The sequence below is a fragment of the Sphaerisporangium cinnabarinum genome (assembly GCF_055567015.1).
The window spans coordinates 199610-216399 of sequence record NZ_JBVHRG010000004.1 but is presented as its reverse complement, the minus strand read 5'-3'; the positions used below and the strand labels follow the sequence as shown (position 1 = coordinate 216399).

General features: G+C 74.6%; 18 protein-coding genes. 9 read left to right on the top strand and 9 right to left on the bottom strand.

Annotated elements, in window-relative coordinates:
- The first annotated feature begins 76 nt into the window (after nt 1-76).
- Nucleotides 77-715, top strand: a complete 639-nt coding sequence (locus tag ACZ4MO_RS08270) for an FMN reductase (protein ID WP_043651674.1) — start codon at nt 77-79, stop codon at nt 713-715.
- A gap of 154 nt (nt 716-869) precedes the next feature.
- On the top strand, nt 870-1613 hold the full coding sequence (locus ACZ4MO_RS08265) for a hypothetical protein (RefSeq protein ID WP_175008550.1): 744 nt from the start codon (nt 870-872) through the stop codon (nt 1611-1613).
- Nucleotides 1614-1639: 26 nt separating this feature from the next.
- Here the strand turns inward: ACZ4MO_RS08265 and ACZ4MO_RS08260 are convergent, their stop codons facing one another.
- On the bottom strand, nt 1640-2080 hold the full coding sequence (locus ACZ4MO_RS08260; RefSeq protein ID WP_175008551.1) for a pyridoxamine 5'-phosphate oxidase family protein: 441 nt from the start codon (nt 2078-2080) through the stop codon (nt 1640-1642).
- Nucleotides 2081-2117: 37 nt separating this feature from the next.
- Between ACZ4MO_RS08260 and ACZ4MO_RS08255 the strand changes: the two genes are divergently transcribed.
- A complete protein-coding gene (locus tag ACZ4MO_RS08255; RefSeq protein WP_175008552.1) occupies nt 2118-2591 on the top strand; it encodes a hypothetical protein in 474 nt (157 codons plus the stop codon).
- A gap of 30 nt (nt 2592-2621) precedes the next feature.
- On the opposite strand, the gene ACZ4MO_RS08250 is transcribed toward ACZ4MO_RS08255, so the two are convergent.
- Nucleotides 2622-3380 (bottom strand): DinB family protein, encoded by a 759-nt coding sequence (locus tag ACZ4MO_RS08250; protein ID WP_175008553.1) that lies wholly within the window; start codon nt 3378-3380, stop codon nt 2622-2624.
- Nucleotides 3381-3644: 264 nt separating this feature from the next.
- Between ACZ4MO_RS08250 and ACZ4MO_RS08245 the strand changes: the two genes are divergently transcribed.
- Nucleotides 3645-4169: a putative immunity protein gene (locus ACZ4MO_RS08245; protein ID WP_175008554.1), complete on the top strand. Its 525-nt coding sequence runs from the start codon at nt 3645-3647 to the stop codon at nt 4167-4169.
- Between the two features lie 59 nt (nt 4170-4228).
- Here the strand turns inward: ACZ4MO_RS08245 and ACZ4MO_RS08240 are convergent, their stop codons facing one another.
- Nucleotides 4229-4651, bottom strand: a complete 423-nt coding sequence (locus ACZ4MO_RS08240) for a type II toxin-antitoxin system VapC family toxin (protein ID WP_175008555.1) — start codon at nt 4649-4651, stop codon at nt 4229-4231.
- Between the two features lie 166 nt (nt 4652-4817).
- Between ACZ4MO_RS08240 and ACZ4MO_RS08235 the strand changes: the two genes are divergently transcribed.
- The 5 genes from ACZ4MO_RS08235 (at nt 4818) to ACZ4MO_RS08215 (ending at nt 9587) form a co-directional block, all read left to right on the top strand.
- Nucleotides 4818-5282, top strand: a complete 465-nt coding sequence (locus ACZ4MO_RS08235; RefSeq protein WP_499278723.1) for a hypothetical protein — start codon at nt 4818-4820, stop codon at nt 5280-5282.
- 239 nt (nt 5283-5521) lie between these two features.
- The gene (locus ACZ4MO_RS08230) at nt 5522-6211 is read left to right on the top strand and encodes a histidine phosphatase family protein (RefSeq protein WP_209829171.1); all 690 of its coding nucleotides are present in this window, start codon (nt 5522-5524) and stop codon (nt 6209-6211) included.
- 119 nt (nt 6212-6330) lie between these two features.
- Nucleotides 6331-7392, top strand: a complete 1062-nt coding sequence (locus tag ACZ4MO_RS08225; protein ID WP_175008557.1) for a tyrosine-type recombinase/integrase — start codon at nt 6331-6333, stop codon at nt 7390-7392.
- A gap of 536 nt (nt 7393-7928) precedes the next feature.
- Nucleotides 7929-8198, top strand: a complete 270-nt coding sequence (locus tag ACZ4MO_RS08220) for a DUF7218 family protein (protein ID WP_034656177.1) — start codon at nt 7929-7931, stop codon at nt 8196-8198.
- 135 nt (nt 8199-8333) lie between these two features.
- Nucleotides 8334-9587 (top strand): phospholipase D-like domain-containing protein, encoded by a 1254-nt coding sequence (locus tag ACZ4MO_RS08215; RefSeq protein ID WP_083385039.1) that lies wholly within the window; start codon nt 8334-8336, stop codon nt 9585-9587.
- A gap of 57 nt (nt 9588-9644) precedes the next feature.
- On the opposite strand, the gene ACZ4MO_RS08210 is transcribed toward ACZ4MO_RS08215, so the two are convergent.
- From ACZ4MO_RS08210 to ACZ4MO_RS08185, 6 genes are all read right to left on the bottom strand, one after another.
- Entirely contained in the window at nt 9645-10487 is an 843-nt protein-coding gene (locus tag ACZ4MO_RS08210) for an MBL fold metallo-hydrolase (protein ID WP_175008558.1), read from the bottom strand.
- Between the two features lie 50 nt (nt 10488-10537).
- On the bottom strand, nt 10538-13936 hold the full coding sequence (locus ACZ4MO_RS08205; RefSeq protein ID WP_175008559.1) for a pyruvate carboxylase: 3399 nt from the start codon (nt 13934-13936) through the stop codon (nt 10538-10540).
- Nucleotides 13937-14125: 189 nt separating this feature from the next.
- Nucleotides 14126-14740, bottom strand: coding sequence for a MerR family transcriptional regulator (locus ACZ4MO_RS08200; protein WP_286186053.1), 615 nt, complete (start codon nt 14738-14740; stop codon nt 14126-14128).
- Between the two features lie 191 nt (nt 14741-14931).
- Entirely contained in the window at nt 14932-15423 is a 492-nt protein-coding gene (locus tag ACZ4MO_RS08195; protein ID WP_499278721.1) for a bifunctional nuclease family protein, read from the bottom strand.
- A gap of 71 nt (nt 15424-15494) precedes the next feature.
- On the bottom strand, nt 15495-16256 hold the full coding sequence (gene ftsR, locus ACZ4MO_RS08190) for a transcriptional regulator FtsR (protein ID WP_255437122.1): 762 nt from the start codon (nt 16254-16256) through the stop codon (nt 15495-15497).
- Nucleotides 16253-16735: an FHA domain-containing protein gene (locus ACZ4MO_RS08185; RefSeq protein ID WP_074806382.1), complete on the bottom strand. Its 483-nt coding sequence runs from the start codon at nt 16733-16735 to the stop codon at nt 16253-16255. Before ACZ4MO_RS08185 ends, ftsR begins: the two co-directional genes overlap by 4 nt.
- Nucleotides 16736-16790 lie beyond the last annotated feature (55 nt).

The window sequence follows — 16790 nt, the reverse complement described above, 5'->3', positions numbered from 1 at the left end:
GCCGTCGGGCACGGCAGCACCCGGCCCCACGACGGGCCGCACCCCGCACCGCACGTCAGCACCTCAGGAGCACCGCATGACCGCCAGCACCCCCGCCCCGGACCGCCGCCTCGTCGTGGTGTCCGCCGGGCTGTCCAAGCCGTCCTCCACGCGCCTGCTCGCCGACCGGCTCGGCGAGGCCACGGTGCGCGAGCTGCAGGGCCTCGGCGTGAGCGCCGAGATCGAGACCGTCGAGCTGCGCGACCACGCGCACGCCGTCGTCGACGCCATGCTCACCGGCTTCCCGACCGGTGACCTCGCGGGCGTGCTCGAGCGCCTCACCGCCGCCGACGGGATCGTCGTGACCACCCCGCTGTTCACCACCACGTACTCCGGGCTGCTCAAGTCGTTCGTCGACGTCCTCGACAAGGACTCGCTCACCGGCACGCCCGTCCTGCTCGGCGCGACCGGCGGCACCGCCCGTCACTCGCTCGCGCTCGAGTACTCGCTGCGCCCCCTGTTCACCTACCTGCGGGCCGACGTCGCCACGACGTCCGTGTTCGCCGCGACCGACGACTGGGCGGCCGCCGAGGGCGACTCCGGCGGCGGGCTGCCCGCCCGCATCGCGCGTGCGGGACGCGAGCTCGCGGAGAAGGTCGCGCTGCGCAAGAACACCGGCCCTGCCGACCCGTTCGCCGGGACGCCCGACTTCACGGCCCTGCTCGGCGGCCTGTGACCCCCTGACCGCGCGCCCCGGCCACCGGTGCTCCCGGCCGGGGCGCGCACCCCTGCCCGACCTGCGCCGGCACCCCGTCCGCACCGCGACCCGCCTTGCCCCCGGCAGGACCGTCGCGGCAGGATCGGGGGACCGACGACGACGGGGGAGCACCATGAGCCGCAGCACCACCGAGGACCGGGCCCCCGGACCCGGCGACCCGGAGCAGGGCGCGGCGCCCGCCGCCCCGCAGACCCTCGCCGTCCCCGTCGTCGAAGCGCTCGCCGACCACGCGCCCCGCCCCGACCACGACGTCGCGGCACCGCCCCGGCGCCGACCCGTCGGCATCGTGCGGGCACCGCAGCCCGCACCCGACGCCGCCCGCTTCACCACCGCACCCCGGTACCCCGCGATGTTCCACGTCGCCGGTGGCCGCCTCGTGTGGGACGGCACCCGCCTGCGGCTCGTGCGCGGCGACGACACCGTGGTGCAACCCGCCGGAAGGCCCGTCGTCACCGTCACCGGCGACGGCCCCACCGTCGCCGTCACCTGGCGCGACGACCAGCACCCCACCGCCCGGGCCACGCGCGCCGTCCTGCTCGAAGGTTCCTCCGCCCGGTTCGCACGCTTCGCCCGCTCCCTCGCCGCCACCCGCCCCGGCACCATCGAGCTCGACGACCGGACCGTGCCCTCCACCCGGCTCCCGCACCTGCGCCCCGACCGTGCCGGGACCGACCGCCGCCCCGGCGTGTTCACCCGCGCCCTGTGGCGGGTCGTCGGGCGCGCCACCACCGACCCGGCACCGACCGGCAGGGGAGCGGACCTCGTGACCCGGCTCGAACGCCTCGCCGCCCTCCACCGTGCCGGAGACCTCACCGACACCGAGTACGCACGCGCCAAGCAGGCCCTGCTCGGCTGACGCCACGACCGGGGGACGGGCCGCCGTCAGCTCCCCGTCGAACCCCACCCGGTCACGTCGACGACCGTCATCACCGACCGGCCGTCACGGAAGTCCCCGTACCGCACCCACACCGGCGTGACCCGCAGCAGCACGATGCCGTCGTCCAGCAACGACCCCGCGAACTGCGGGAACGCCGCCGCGTACGCCGCGGCGCAGCGCCGCCGGTCCGCACCGGCCGGGACGTCCGCCGTGCCCTCGCACTGCACGGTCGTCCCGTCCGTCCCCCCGACCGTCACGGCGACCCGCGGGTCCCGGGCCACGTTCGCCACCTTGCGCGACGACGCCCGCGCGTCGAACACCAGCTCGCCCGCGTCCGTCGCCGCCACGGCGAGGAACGCCGCCTGCGGGCCGCCGTCCTGGCCGAGAGACGCCACGACGCCCCACCCCTGAGAACGGACGAAGCCGACGAACGCCTCACGATCCATGCCGCCACCGTAGCGCCCGACGTGATATCCATCCTCGATGGATCTGTCCCGCCACCCGGCCCGACCCGCCCTCCTCGTCGGCGCCGCGCTCGTCGCCCTCGCCGCCTGCTCCGGACCCGTGACACCCCAGGACCTCGTCACCCGCCTCGCCGACGCACCCACCCCCGCCGACGCCCTCGTCGACACGATGACGCCCGACGAGATGGACCCCATCTCCGCGCGACGCCTCGGCGAGCTCGACGGAGCCACCTTCTACGCCGGGGCGGGCACCCGCGACGGGCAGGACGTCGTCTGCCTCGTCACCGTCGTCGAAGGCGACACCCCGGACGACGACGCCGGAGCCTCCACCTGCGGCCGCGTCACCGACCTCGACGACGGCCACCTCCGCGTGGAGTACGGCGACGCCCAGACGCTCGTCACCGCCGCCCTCGTCCCTGACGGGCTCCCCGCCGACCCCGACCTCACCCGGCTCACCCCCAACCTCGCCGCCCAGGTGTCACGCACCACCTGACCCCACGCACCACAGCAAGGCCACCCGCGCTCACCCCGCCAGCGACGCCTCGACCACAGCCAGGTCCCGCACCGCGAACCGGTGGTGCTCCCACTCCTCCTCGAGGATCACGTGCACGCACGACAACGTCGTCTCCGGATACTCCGGCGACCACGGGTTGCGACGCACCACCCCCAGGACCTCCGGCGTCACCCCCGCGAGGAAGTCCCGCACCATCGCCACCCGGCCCGCCCGCGCCTCCAGCACCTCGCCGAACGACGGCATCCCCGACGCGAGCACCGACAGGTCCAACCCGTCCTCCGCCGCCTGCGGACCCGGCTGTCCCAGAGGATGGAACGGCTGCTCCACCCCCAGCACCGCACGCCCCAACCACGCGTCCGTCGCCAGCACCAGGTGCCGCAGCGTCTGCGCGAACGACCACTCACCGTCCACCGACACGTCCACGGCGCTCGCGGGCAGCATCGACGCCCGCTCCAGCGTCGTCGCCCACGTGGACTCCAGCGCCGCCCACGCCGCCCGCAGACCCACCGGGTCCGCCGCCCGCCGCAGCTCCCGGCCCGGGAACCGCCGGTCAAGCTCCGCCTCCACGAACCCCCGCACGTCCACCCCGTTCACCAGCACCGGAGCATCCCCGTCCGCCAACCACGGCGCATCCACGTCCAGACCCTCCACCTGCGCACCCCGCACCACGACCCCCGACAGGTCCGGCTCCACGAACCGCGCACCCCGCAGGTCCACACCCTCGAACCTCGCACCCCGCAGATCGTCAGAACGAGTGAACCGGACCATGAACGCCTCCTCGGGAACGACCCGCCCGCCACGACCCGCCAGACCCGGGGGAGAGGACCCGCCGCCGCGACGACGCGACGCAGGAGACCCGGCCGGGGGAGAGGCACCAGCACCTCCCGGACGGACGACGAACGGGGACGACGTTCGCACCGTACGCCGCCCGACCCGCACCCCACCAGAGCACCCACGCCCACCGGCCCCACGACCTGGCCCACGCGCCCCCAGGGCTGGTGCCCCGACACCAGGCCGGGGGAGCATCGCACCATGCCGATCCTGCCCACCGACCGCGACCCCCGCCTCGTCACGATCCGCCGCGGAGGCACCCTCACCGACGAGGACCACCACCAGATCGCCCGATGGGCCGTCGACTGCGCCGAGCACGTCCTGCCCCTCTTCGAACACGCACGACCCGACGACACCCGACCCCGCGACGCCCTCGACATCGCCCGCGCCTGGATCCGCGGAGACGTCCCCATGAAGACCGCCCACACCACCGCCTTCGTCGCCAACGCCGCCGGCCGCGGCCAGGTCGCACCCGTCAAGTACGCGGCGCTCGCGGCCGGTCAGGCCGTCGCCGTGGCGCACGTCGCCGCTCACGGGCTGGGCGCAGCGGCGTACGCGATCCGCGCGGCCGCCGCGGACGCCGCAGCACGGGGGGAGGACGCCGAGGCTGCGCGGCTCGCGGAACGGGATCGGCAGCGCGATCGCATCCCGGCCGAGCTGCGCGAGCTCGTGCTCGACGACCAGCGGCGTCGCAGCCCGAGCTGCTGGCACGTGTTCGACGACTGACCCCGGGCCCGGCTCGGACGGGGCGACCAGAAGGGCCCGGGACACGAGCGCCCGGGCGCTCAGCCCAGGAGGTCCTCGTACGCGACGAGCGGGATCCGACCGTCCGCCGCGGCGGCGACCTGCTCGTCACCGGCCACGAGGACGTCTGCCTGGAGCGTCGCGACCGCGACGTACTCGGCGTCCGCCGTGTCGTCCGTACCGAGCTCGCGCGCGATGCGGAACGCCGTCGCGCGCGAGACGCGGTCACCGAGCAGGCGGATCCGCAGGGAGGCGACACCCTCGAGACGCTCGCGTGCCGTCTTCTCGTCGAGGACGCCGCGACGCACGTCCTGGTACAGCATCGAGAGCGCGTGGCTGCGCAGGACGGACGGGCCGACGAGCGGGCGGCGTGTGCCGAGGTGCACGTCGTCGTGCACGAGGCGCAGCGCGGTGACCGCGTCGATCGCGCAGCGGGTGGACGGTTCCAGGCCAGCGGATCCCATGAGGCCAGTACACACCTGAAGACCCCACGCAGGCGGGGTACGGAGAGGGCTGCTGGACTCTCCTCACGCCGCTCGACATGGCGCCGATAATGTACATTATGTCATTACGGCGTAACGAAGCGCCCTTCAGCGCATCACGAGGCGCCCCGGTGGACTCCCCTTCGGCATGGGCACGACGACGTACGCACCGCAGCTTCTCGCCCCCGCGGCCCGCGGAGACGACCGCCGACCGGCTGGGAGCGTCGTGCGATCCCTGCGGCGTGCGTCGCGGACCGGCATCGACACGACGGTCGCACCGGCGTCCTCGGATTCCATTTCGGCCATGCCGGCGTTCGCAGCCGCCGCACCTGACGCCCGTCGGTCCGGACGAGTCCTGACGACGTGCGCGACGCTCGCCTGGCTGCCGGTGCTCGTGCTGACCGTCCTGGTGTTCCTCCTGGTCGGCGCCGTGGGCGGTCTCGCGGCCGTCGGCGTGTGGGCCTGGCGCACGGTGTCCCCCGTGCGGACCCGGTCGGCCGGCGACGCCGACGAGGATCCCGACGGATCGGCGCTCCAGAGCCTGCCGCAGCTCCCAGGAGCTCCGTGCGGCCGACGGGTGGTTCGCGACCGCACCATTGGCTATAATGCGTAGAATCGGACATAGAGCCCAAACCATTGTGTTTAGGTCAACACCATGGTGACACGCGGGTGCCCGCGGTGACCGCGCATCAGGTGGTCCGCCGCTTCTCGGGTCACCCTCCCGCTGCCAGGTGCCCCGGAGTCGTCGATCCCCCGCCCCAGGCGAGGCTCCCCCTCCGTCACCGTGTACACCGACCACCGCGACGCCCCCTGCCGCCGCCGCACTCCCGGCGCGTGTGCCACCCTGTCCCGGTGCCCGACACTCCCCGACCGCTCCTCCCTCCCCCGCTGCCCGACCTCGTGGGCGCGCGCGTGCGGACCGTGCACGTCGTGACGCACCCGGAGGCGACGCACCACGTCGACGGGCTCGTCGGGGGCCAGCACGACTCCGACCTCACCCCCGCCGGGCTATGGCACGCGGAGCTCGTCGCGGCTGCGCTGCGCGCACGCGTCCCGGCCGGTGCGCGCACGGACGTCGTCACGTCCGACCTCCTGCGCACGCGCCGCACCGCGACCGCGATCGCCGCCGCGCTCGGCGGGGCGGCGCGCCTCGACCCGCGGCTGCGCGAGGCGTCCTACGGCGAGGCGGGCGGACGGCCCCAGGCGTGGCTCGACGCGCGGTTCGTCCCGCCGCCCGCCACGGGCGACCGGCTGCGGCACGACGTCGGTGTCGCGGGCGCCGAGACGCGCCTCGACGTCGCGCTGCGGGTGTACGCCGCGACGACGGACCTCCTGCGCCGCGACGTGGATCACCAGGTCGTCGTGACGCACGGCTTCGCGGCCACGTTCGTCGTCGCCGCCTGGATCGGGATGCCCGTGGAGGCCGCGGGGCACGTCGCCTTCCCGGTGCCGTCGGGCAGCATCACGACGCTGCGCGAGGACGGCCACTTCCACAACCGCGCCGTCGTCGCCGTCGGGGACGTCGCGCACCTGGCCCGCTGACCGCGGCGCCGGAGCGTGACGCCCGGCACGTCCGTGCAGGTCAGCACGCCGCACCCGAACAGCGGTGTGGGTGGCGCGGCCTAGGCTGACGGCGACCCGTCACCCAGGAGGCCCGCCCCATGGTCGCCCCGCCCCGCCTCGAGCGGATCACCGTCGCCGAGGCAGCCGACCGCTACCTCGCGTCCGTCGCCGCGCAGACCCTGCGCGGCATCCTGTCCCCCACGACGCGGCGCAGCTACGAGCGGGACGTCACGGAGTTCGCGCGCCTCGCGGGAGCCGCGCGCGTGCTGGACGACGTCACGGGCGAGGACGTCGACGACGTCCTGCTGCGCTACCAGACCACGCCCGACGGACGGTACGCCGACGCATCGCGCAAGCCCGGCAGCACGGGCCGCTCGGCAGCGACGGTCAACCGGTTCCGACAGTCGGTGACGCGCTTCTTCGCGCACGCCGCGCGCGAGGGCTGGGTGCAGGCGGACCCGATGCAGTGGGCCGCTCCCCCGGCCCGTCTGCGCGACGGGCTGCGCGTCGCCCGCACCGCGCTGTCCGCGGGCTCGGCGGCGTCGCTGCTCGAGGTGTCCGCCGCCCGCGCGCCCGGGGATCCTGCCGTCTCGCGCCGCGACCAGGACCTTCAGCTCCGCGACCGCCTCGTCGTCGCGCTCCTGCTGGTCCTCGGCCCGCGCGTGTCCGAGCTCGAGCGCGCGAACCTCGACGACTTCTCCCGCGAACCGGACCAGACGCGGTGGCGCATCCAGGGCAAGGGCGGCCACGTGCGCACCGTCACGCTGTCTCCCCCGCTCGCGGACGCGCTGGAGGAGTACCTCGCTCGCCTGCGCCCGACGCTCCTGGCGCGCCGGCCCGACGACCCGGACGCGCAGCGCGCCCTCCTGCTGTCGTGGCGCGGGCGTCGCATCGACGCCCAGGCTGTGCGCGGGCTGCTGCGGCGCTGCGTCGAGCGCATGCCCGCGCAGTACCGTCGCGAGGCGACGCCGCACGCGCTGCGCCACACGACCGCGACGCTGCTCGCCGCGGAGGGCTGGGACGTCAAGGTCGTGGCCGAGCTCCTCGGGCACGCGTCCATCGCGACCACGGGCGTCTACCTCGATCGCATCGAGGGCGAGCTGGCCGCCGCGATCCGGGCCCACCCGCTCTCCGCGGCGCTCGAGCCCAGCGAGGTCTGACCCGCCCAGCACGCGGGCGGTGCCGTCGGGGGCGCTGACACCCGCCGGGCGGGGCGTAGCGTCGCAGGCATGGCCCCGCTCCACCGGGTGGAGCTCCTCGCGCCGGACACGACCGTGCGCGCCGCTCGCGCAACCCGTCGCCCAGGTCGTCGCGGTCACCGTGGACCGCGCGGTCGTCGTCACCGGCGAGCGCGTCGTCGGCCTGGACGCGCTCTGGGGCGAGCGCGTGTGGTCGTGGCCGCGCCACGCTCGCGCTGGTCGTCCCCGACGGCTCGTCGCGGCGCTCGCGGACGCTCGCCGCCTCCCTCGACGACGGGGACGTGCGCTGGGACGTCGTCGGCGACGGCGACCCGTCCGGGCTCACCGCCCTGGCGGGGTACGTGGGGCACGTGGACGCGCGGTCGTCGCGCGTCGTCGTGCGGGAGCGGAGGCCGCGTGCGAGGAGGTCGTCCGCGTGCGAGAAGGTGTCGAGGGCGAGAGCCTGTCGGGAGACCGGCAGCCGTCCGGGCCGCCGGGCCGAGACCGAGGAGGGCGTCGTGCCGAAGCGTGACCCGGGTCCGAGCGTCAAGGACCCCGACCTGTACGAGAAGCTGCGGGACGAGGGCGACTCGAAGGAGAAGGCGGCCCGCATCGCGAACGCCGCGGCGGGCTCGTCGCGGTCGAGCGTCGGTCGCAAGGGCGGCAAGGCTGGCGACTACGAGGACTGGACCGTCGAGAAGCTGCGCAAGCGCGCCGCGGAGATCGGCATCGAGGGCCGGTCCTCCATGCGCAAGGCCGAGCTCGTGCGCGCGCTGCGCTCGCACTGAGGACGCACTGAGGAAGCACCGAGGAGGCGCTCAGGACACACCAGGAACGGTCCGAGGACGGGCCCGTGCGGGATCTCACCCGCGGCACGCCCGTCTTCCGGTCGCGCCCGGGGTGCCGCCCGCTACGGTGAGTGCGTGCACCTGTCCGCCGACTCCGCCCTGCGCACCGCCCGCCGTCTGCTCTCCCGTGCGCTCGTGGTGGCCGTCGCGGCACCCGTGACGGTCGCGGGCGTGCTCGTCACCGCGGACGCGATCCGCAAGCGCCGCAACACCACCGAGGCGTCGTTCCCGCGCTCGGCCCCCGCCGACGTCGAGGTCGCGGGCACCACGACGACCGTCTTCACGTACGGCGAGGACGTGTACCGGGAGATGCTCGGCGCGATCCGCGGTGCGCGGCGCCGCATCCTGCTCGAGACGTACATCTGGAAGGCCGACGCGCTCGGCGAGGAGTTCAAGCAGGCGCTCGTCGAGGCGAGCGAGCGCGGCGTCGAGGTGTTCGTCGTGTACGACGGCTTCGCGAACCTCGTCGTCCCGCAGGCGTTCTTCGACCTGCCCGAGCCGATCCACGTCATCCGCTACCCGGTGTTCCGCCCGGGCGTTCTCATGCTCAACGTGCGCAAGTCCGGCCGCGACCACCGCAAGATCCTCGTCGTCGACGACGAGATCGCGTTCGTCGGCGGCTACAACATCGGTGCCCTGTACGCGACGCAGTGGCGCGACACGCACGTCCGCCTCGTGGGGCCGAGCGCGTGGGAGCTGCGCAACGCGTTCGTCGACTTCTGGAACGCGAACCGCTCGTCGGACCAGCCGCTGCTCGCCGACCCGGGGTCGGTGCACTGGGAGCCGCGGCTGCGCGCGGCCCGCAACGCGCCGGCGCACCTCGTGTTCCCGATCCGCGGGATCTACCTCGACGCGATCGACCGCGCGAGCTCGCACGTCTACATCACGCAGGCGTACTTCATCCCGGACCGGGAGATCCTGGCCGCGCTGCTCGCGGCCGCGGCGCGCGGCGTCGACGTGCGGGTCCTCGTGCCCGAGCGCTCGAACCACGTGCTCGCCGACTGGCTGTCGCGCGGTCTGTACACGGCGCTGCTCAAGGGCGGGGTCCGCATCCACCTGTACCGCAACGCCATGGTGCACGCGAAGACCGCGACCATCGACGGCGCGTGGACCACGATCGGCACGGCGAACATCGACCGGCTGTCGCTCACGGGGAACTACGAGGTGAACCTCGAGATCACGGACCCTGGGGTGGCCGAGCAGATGGAGAAGGTGTTCGAGGTCGACCTGTCGAACTCGCGCGAGCTGACGCTCGACGAGTGGGACTCGCGCTCGGTGGCGGCGAAGCTCAGCGAGGTCGTCCTCACTCCCCTGCGCCCGCTGCTGTAGCAGCGCCGTCGTCGTCGCCGCCGGAGGGCGACGACGACGGCGAGCGGGGTCCGCGGCTCAGCGGGCCGGGTCGGAGCGCAGCACGTCGGCCGCCTCCTCCTCCGGGCGCGGTGGCACGGTCTCGTCGGCCTCGAGCAGCGCGACCTCGCCGAACTCCGGGTGCTCGTCGCGCAGCTCGCGCGCGACCGCGTCGGCCGCGCCGTCCAGCGCGCCGGCGGCGACGTCGAACGACTCCCCCGTCGCGAGCGGCCGGTACTCGTACGTGCCGCCGGTGCGCTGCTCGCCCAGGAGCCGGTTCACCAGGCCGTGCCCGACGTCCGACAGCAGGGCGTCGTGGACGGGGACCACGACCCGGGGGTCGAGCGCGCGCACGAAGTCGATCGTCTCGGCGAGCTTGAGCCACGGCGCCGAGACCGGTGCCAGCAGCACGTCGAGCCGACGTCCGCCCAGCACGCCCGGGTCCGGGGCGTCGAACGAGTCGCCCGGGTGCAGGAGCGTCGCGCCGTCCCCGCGCACGAGGTAGGTCACGTTCGCGATCCGTGGGATGTCCGGGTGGATCACCGCGTGCCGCCCGCCGCCGACCACGACCTCCAGACCGCCCAGGTCCAGGCCGTCCCCCGGAGCCACGACGTGCACGCGCGACGCCGCGCCGTCGGGCAGCGACGGACGCACCGCGGCGGCCACCTCCTCCGGCGCCCACACCGTGAGCTCCGGCCGGGCCGCGAGGGCGTCGCCCAGGGCGCCGGTGTCCACGTGGTCGGGGTGCTGGTGGGTGAGGAGCGCCGTGCCGGCGTCCGCCAGCGCTGCCGCGGCGTCGCTGAACGTGCCCGGGTCGATCGCGACGACCTGACCGCCGTGGCGCACGGTGACGCACGCGTGACCGTGGAACGTGACCTGCATGGATCCTCCTCGAGTCGTCCTTGCCCGCCCGCTCGTGCGGGGTCGGCCCCTCAGCCCACCACGAGGACGAGGTCGCCGCCCTCCAGCTGCTGCACCGCGCCGATCGCGACCCGCTGGACGGTGCCCGCGACGGGGGTCGTGATCGCGGCCTCCATCTTCATGGCCTCGACGGTCGCGACCGTCTGCCCCGCCTCGACGACGTCGCCCACGACGACGACCGGCGTCACCGCACCCGCGAACGGCGCCGCGACCTGGCCCGGCTGGGTCGCGTCCGCCTTCTCGGCGGTGCGCGCGTCGACGTCCACCGCACGGTCGCGCACCTGGATCGGGCGCAGCTGGCCGTTGAGGGTGAACATCACCGTGCGCATCCCGCGCTCGTCGGGCGTGCCGATCGCCTCGAGGCCCACGAGCAGGCGGACGCCCTTGCCGAGCGCGACCGCGACCTCCTGCCCAGGCTCCAGCCCGTACAGGTACGTGGGGGTGTCGAGGACCGACACGTCCCCGTACGCCTGCCGCACCTGCTCGAACTCCTTCGTCGGGCCCGCGAAGAGCAGGTGGTTGAGCCGACGACGGCGCACCTCCCCCTCCTGCGCGAGCTCCGCCTCGTCCTCGGCCGAGAGCGGCGTGACCCCGGCGCGCGCCGCACGGCCGGCGAGGGCGCGCGACCGGAACGGCTCCGGCCAGCCCCCGGGCGGGTCGCCCAGCTCGCCGCCCAGGAACCCGACCACGGAGTCCGGGATGTCGAACGACTGCGGGTCCGCCGCGAACTCCGCCGGGTCCGCGCCCGCCGCCACGAGGTGCAGCGCGAGGTCGCCCACGACCTTCGACGACGGCGTCACCTTCACCAGCCGCCCGAGGATCCGGTCCGCGGCCGCGTACATCGCCTCGATCTGCTCGAACCGGTCCCCCAGGCCCAGCGCGATCGCCTGCTGGCGCAGGTTCGACAGCTGCCCGCCCGGGATCTCGTGCTCGTACACGCGGCCCGTCGGCCCCGGCAGGCCCGACTCGAACGGCGCGTACACGCGGCGCACCGCCTCCCAGTACGGCTCGAGGTCCGCGACCGCCGCCAGCGACAGCCCGGTGTCGCGCTCGGTGTGCTCCAGCGCGGCGACCAGCGCCGACAGCGGCGGCTGGCTCGTCGTCCCGGCCATCGCGGCGCTCGCGGCGTCGACCGCGTCGACGCCCGCCGCGGCGGCGGCGAGCAGCGTGGCCATCTGCCCGCCGGACGTGTCGTGGGTGTGCAGGTGCACGGGCAGGTCGAACCGCTCGCGCAGGGCCGTCACGAGGCGGCTCGCGGCGGCGGGGCGCAGCAGCCCGGCCATGTCCTTGATCGCGAGGACGTGCGCGCCGGCGTCGACGATGCGGTCCGCGAGGCGCAGGTAGTAGTCGAGCGTGTACAGGTCCTCGGCCGGGTCGAGCAGGTTGCCCGTGTAGCACAGCGCGACCTCGGCGACCGTCGTGCCGGTCGCGCGCACGGCCTCGATGGCGGGCCGCATCTGGTCGACGTCGTTGAGCGCGTCGAAGATCCGGAACACGTCGATGCCCGTGGCCGCGGCCTCCTCCACGAACGCCTCCGTGACACGCGTCGGGTACGGCGTGTACCCGACCGTGTTACGGCCGCGCAGGAGCATCTGGATCGCGAGGTTCGGCATCGCGGCGCGCAGGGTCGCGAGCCGCTCCCACGGGTCCTCCCCGAGGAAGCGCAGCGCGACGTCGTACGTCGCCCCGCCCCACGCCTCCACCGACCACAGCTGCGGCGTCGCCCGCGCCACGTACGGCGCGACGGCCGCCAGGTCGTGCGTGCGCACGCGCGTCGCGAGCAGCGACTGGTGCGCGTCGCGGAACGTCGTGTCGGTGACGCGCAGCCGCTGCTCGCCGCGCAGCGCCCGCGCGAACCCCTCCGGGCCGAGCTCGAGGAGCTGCTGGCGCGACCCGGGCGGGGGCGCGACCGTCAGGTCGAACGCCGGCAGCTTCGCCGCGGGGTCGCTCGTGGCCCGCGGCTCCCCGTGCGGCCGGTTCACGGTGGTGTCCCCCACGTACGCGAGCAGGCGGGTGCCACGGTCCGCGCTCTCGCGCGCCGCGAGCAGCTCGGGCCGCTCGTCGATGAACGACGTCGCGACGTTGCCCGCGACGAACTCCGGGTCCGCGAGGACCGCCTGCAGGAACGGGATGTTCGTCCGGATGCCGCGGATGCGGAACTCCGCCAGCGCACGACGCGCGCGCCGCACCGCCGTCGGGAAGTCCCGACCGCGGCACGTGAGCTTCACCAGCATCGAGTCGAAGTGGCCCGACACGACGGACCCCGCCGTCGCCGTCGCCCCGTCCAGCCGGACGCCCGCCCCGCCCGGGGACCGGTAGGCGATGATCCGGCCCGTGTCCGGGCGGAACCCGTTCGCCGGGTCCTCCGTCGTGATCCGGGTCTGCAGCGCGGCGCCGTTGACGCGCACGTCCTCCTGCCGGATGCCCAGGTCCGCCAGCGTCTCGCCCGCCGCGATCCGCATCTGCGCGGACACGAGGTCGACGTCGGTGACCTCCTCGGTCACCGTGTGCTCCACCTGGATGCGCGGGTTCATCTCGATGAACACGTGCTGCCCCGCACGCTCCCCGACCGTGTCGAGGAGGAACTCGACCGTGCCCGCGTTCTGGTACCCGATGTGCCGCGCGAACCGCACCGCGTCCGCGCACAGCGCGTCGCGGACCGCCGGGTCGAGGTTCGGCGCCGGCGCGATCTCGATGACCTTCTGATGACGACGCTGCAACGAGCAGTCCCGCTCGTACAGGTGCACGACGTTCCCGGCGCCGTCCGCGAGGATCTGCACCTCGATGTGCCGCGGCCGCAGCACCGCCTGCTCCAGGAACACCGTCGGGTCGCCGAACGCGCCGTCCGCCTCGCGCATCGCCGCGGCCAGCGCCTCGGGCAGGTCCTCGCGCACGTCGACGCGCCGCATCCCGCGACCGCCGCCGCCTGCGACCGCCTTGACGAACACCGGGAACCCGATCTCGTCCGCGGCCGCGACGAGCTCGTCGACGTCCGCCGACGGCTCGCTCGACGCGAGGACCGGCAGCCCCGCCTCGCGCGCCGCCTTGAGCGCCCGCACCTTGTTGCCCGCGAGCTCGAGCACCTCCGCCGGCGGACCGACGAACGTCAGCCCCGCGTCCGCGCACGCCCGCGCCAGGTCGGGGTTCTCCGAGAGGAACCCGTACCCGGGGTAGACGGCGTCCGCACCCGCCTCCCGGGCGACCCGCACGATCTCCTCGATGTCCAGGTACGCACGCACCGGGTGACCGGGCTCCCCGATGAGGTACGCCTCGTCGGCCTTGAGCCGGTGCTCGGAGTTGCGGTCCTCCTGCGGGAACACCGCGACGGTGCGGGACCCCAGCTCGTAGGCGGCGCGGAACGCCCTGACGGCGATCTCCGCGCGGTTGGCGACCAGGACCTTCGAGAACACCGGCACTCCATCCGTCGACCGTGCGGCGTCACGGCGCCGGGGAGGGCGTCACGCACCGCGCGTACCGGCCGATCCTCCCACGGCGCCGCCGGACGGGTCGCCGCACCCGCTGTGACGTGGTCCACACGCCTCTCAGGGGTGCGTCGGCGCTCGCGGCCGGTCCTCGTGCGGCCCGGCCGGGCGGCAGGGTCAGCCCGCGGTGCGGGCCCGACGGCGCTGGGCGAGCTCGTCCTGCGGGCTCGTCGCGGTGCCGTCCTCGTCGTCGAGGGACTCGGTCGGCAGCTCGGCGAGCGTGCCCTCGACCTCGCGCCACACGCGACCGACGGCGATCCCGAACACGCCCTGCCCGCCCTGGACGAGGTCGACGACCTCGTCGGGCGAGGTGCACTCGTAGACGCTCGCGCCGTCGCTCATGAGCGTGATCTGCGCGAGGTCGTCCACGCCGCGCTCGCGCAGGTGCTCGACGGCGGTGCGGATCTGCTGGAGCGACACCCCGGTGTCGAGCAGGCGCTTGACGACCTTGAGCACGAGGATGTCGCGGAAGCTGTACAGGCGGTGGGAGCCGGACCCGGACGCCGGGCGGACGGTGGGCTCGACGAGGCCCGTGCGGGCCCAGTAGTCGAGCTGGCGGTACGTGATGCCTGCCGCACGGCACGCCGTCGGGCCGCGGTAGCCGGTGGTGGTGTCCTGCTCGGTGATGTCCTCACCGAAGAGGAGGCCCTGCGCGCCCTGCGGAACTGCCGCGCCGACACCGACGCTCGCCTCACCGCTGCTGTTCACTGTCGCCTCCTGGGGTGATGTCACGACCAAACTATGGGCGCCGTCGGGGGCCGTCAACGACCGACGCCCCGGGGGGTGCGGGCGTGTCGCGCCCGCGACGTCGTCGCGCCGACCGCTGAACCCTCGACCTGAGGTCGAAGGTCCATGTTGTCCTGTGTGTCCCCGAAGCCTCGACCGCGGCCCGAGAGTCGGGTCGCTCGCACCGGGGACCGTCCCTACTCGTCCACCGAGAAGTCCTCGGGCTGGACGTGGTCGAGGAAGTCGCGGAACTTCTCGACCTCCTCCTGCTGCGCGAGGTCGACGACCTCGACGCCTGCTGTCGCCACGACCTCCGCCGAGCACAGCACGGGGCTCCCGGTACGCACCGCGACCGCGATCGCGTCCGACGCGCGCGAGTCGAGCCGCACGCCGTTGCTGAGGACGAGCTCGGCGAAGAAGATGCCGCCGTCGAGCGCGACGATCTCCGCCCGTTCCAGGCGGACGTCCACGGCGTCGAGCAGGTCCCGCAGGAGGTCGTGCGTCATGGGCCGTGGCGTGGGCAGCCCTGCCTGCGCCATGGCGATCGCGCTCGCCTCGCGGGGGCCGATGACGATCGGCACCACGAGCTCGGACGCGTCGTCGAGCAGCAGCACCACGATCTCCTGGTCGCGCTGCTGCTGTCGGACCCCCAGCACCTCCACCGGGACCATCGGGACGTCGTCGCTCACTCCTCCACGGTACGACTCCGCCCGGTATCCGGCAGGGGGTGGGCACGGGTCCCGGCGGGAGGGCGAGGGCCTCAGCGGGTGAGGTCGTCGACGCCCTGGCGCACGAACACGGTGTGCAGCTGCGCGCACAGCTCGCCGACCTCGGAGGCGACGGTGCCGGCGTGGGCGCGCGCGGACGGGCTCTGCTGGCCGCGCCACGGCGAGACGACCTGCTGGACGAGGCTCACGTGGCGGTCCGCGGCGGTGCGCAGGGAGCGCAGGTGGCGCGGCTCGATCCCGTAGTCCGCGAGGCCCGCGGCGAGCACGACGACGTCGAGCGAGCGCGCGTCGAGCTGCCCGCCCGGTGCCTGGCGCAGCACGCCGGCCTCGATGAGGCCCTCGACGAGCTCGCGCTCGACGCCGGCGGCCGAGACGAGCGCGTCCACGGTGTACCGCTGGCGGACGGCGGCCGAACCCGGCTCGCCGTCGGTGGTCGCGAGACGGGGGGCGAGCGCCTCGACGTCGGTCCCGGCGTCGAGCGCGGCGAGGCGGTCCTTGATGACCTTCAGCGGCAGGTAGCGGTCACGCTGCTCGACGAGGACGTAGCGCAGCCGCTCGACGTCGGCGGGGCTGTACTGGCGGTAGCCCGACGCGGTGCGCACCGGCTCGATGAGCCCTTGCTCCTCGAGGAAGCGCAGCTTGGAGTGGCTGACGTGGGGGAACTCGGCCCGCAGTGCGCGCAGCACGTCGGAGATGCGCATGGTCGCGCGGCGCGAGATCCCTTGCGGCCACGGCTCGGGCCCGTCCGCGGGCTCCGGGGCCGTGGCGTGCGCGGCGCCCGTGGACGTGTTCACGACGGGGAGGCCGCCCCGCCCGCCGACGCCCCCGCGTGCGGGCTGGCGTGGAACGTGAGCCGGTACTTGCCGATCTGGACCTCGTCGCCCGTGCCGAGGACGACCGCGTCGATCCGGCTGCGGTTCACGTAGGTGCCGTTGAGGGACCCGACGTCGCGCACCACGAAGTGCTCGCCCTCGCGCACGAACTCGGCGTGCTTGCGGGACACCGTGACGTCGTCGAGGAAGATGTCGGCGTGCTCGGAGCGCCCCGCGACGGTGCGCTCGGCGTCGAGGAGGAAGCGCGAGCCCTGGCCGGGGCCGCGCTGCATGATGAGCAGGGCCGAGTGGCGGGGCAGGGCGGCGACGGCAGCGTGCTCCTCGGGGCTCAGGCCACCGGGCTGCACGCCTTCCTCGATCGGGGCCTCGATCCGGCCGAAGCTGACCGTCGTGTCGCTGCCCGCCCGGTTCGGCACCTCAGGACCGCCTGGGACACTCATCACGCCTCCTCGGGGCTCACGCACGTCGTGCTCGAGCTCGGAAACCGCACCGGGG

Excerpts from the sequence above, each read along its gene's own strand:
- ACZ4MO_RS08270 (WP_043651674.1), top strand. The coding sequence starts at position 77 with ATGACCGCCAGCACCCCCGCCCCGGACCGCCGCCTCGTCGTGGTGTCC.
- ACZ4MO_RS08265 (WP_175008550.1), top strand. The coding sequence starts at position 870 with ATGAGCCGCAGCACCACCGAGGACCGGGCCCCCGGACCCGGCGACCCG.
- ACZ4MO_RS08260 (WP_175008551.1), bottom strand. The coding sequence starts at position 2,080 with ATGGATCGTGAGGCGTTCGTCGGCTTCGTCCGTTCTCAGGGGTGGGGC.
- ACZ4MO_RS08255 (WP_175008552.1), top strand. The coding sequence starts at position 2,118 with ATGGATCTGTCCCGCCACCCGGCCCGACCCGCCCTCCTCGTCGGCGCC.
- ACZ4MO_RS08250 (WP_175008553.1), bottom strand. The coding sequence starts at position 3,380 with ATGGTCCGGTTCACTCGTTCTGACGATCTGCGGGGTGCGAGGTTCGAG.
- ACZ4MO_RS08245 (WP_175008554.1), top strand. The coding sequence starts at position 3,645 with ATGCCGATCCTGCCCACCGACCGCGACCCCCGCCTCGTCACGATCCGC.
- ACZ4MO_RS08240 (WP_175008555.1), bottom strand. The coding sequence starts at position 4,651 with ATGGGATCCGCTGGCCTGGAACCGTCCACCCGCTGCGCGATCGACGCG.
- ACZ4MO_RS08235 (WP_499278723.1), top strand. The coding sequence starts at position 4,818 with ATGGGCACGACGACGTACGCACCGCAGCTTCTCGCCCCCGCGGCCCGC.
- ACZ4MO_RS08225 (WP_175008557.1), top strand. The coding sequence starts at position 6,331 with ATGGTCGCCCCGCCCCGCCTCGAGCGGATCACCGTCGCCGAGGCAGCC.
- ACZ4MO_RS08210 (WP_175008558.1), bottom strand. The coding sequence starts at position 10,487 with ATGCAGGTCACGTTCCACGGTCACGCGTGCGTCACCGTGCGCCACGGC.
- ACZ4MO_RS08185 (WP_074806382.1), bottom strand. The coding sequence starts at position 16,735 with ATGAGTGTCCCAGGCGGTCCTGAGGTGCCGAACCGGGCGGGCAGCGAC.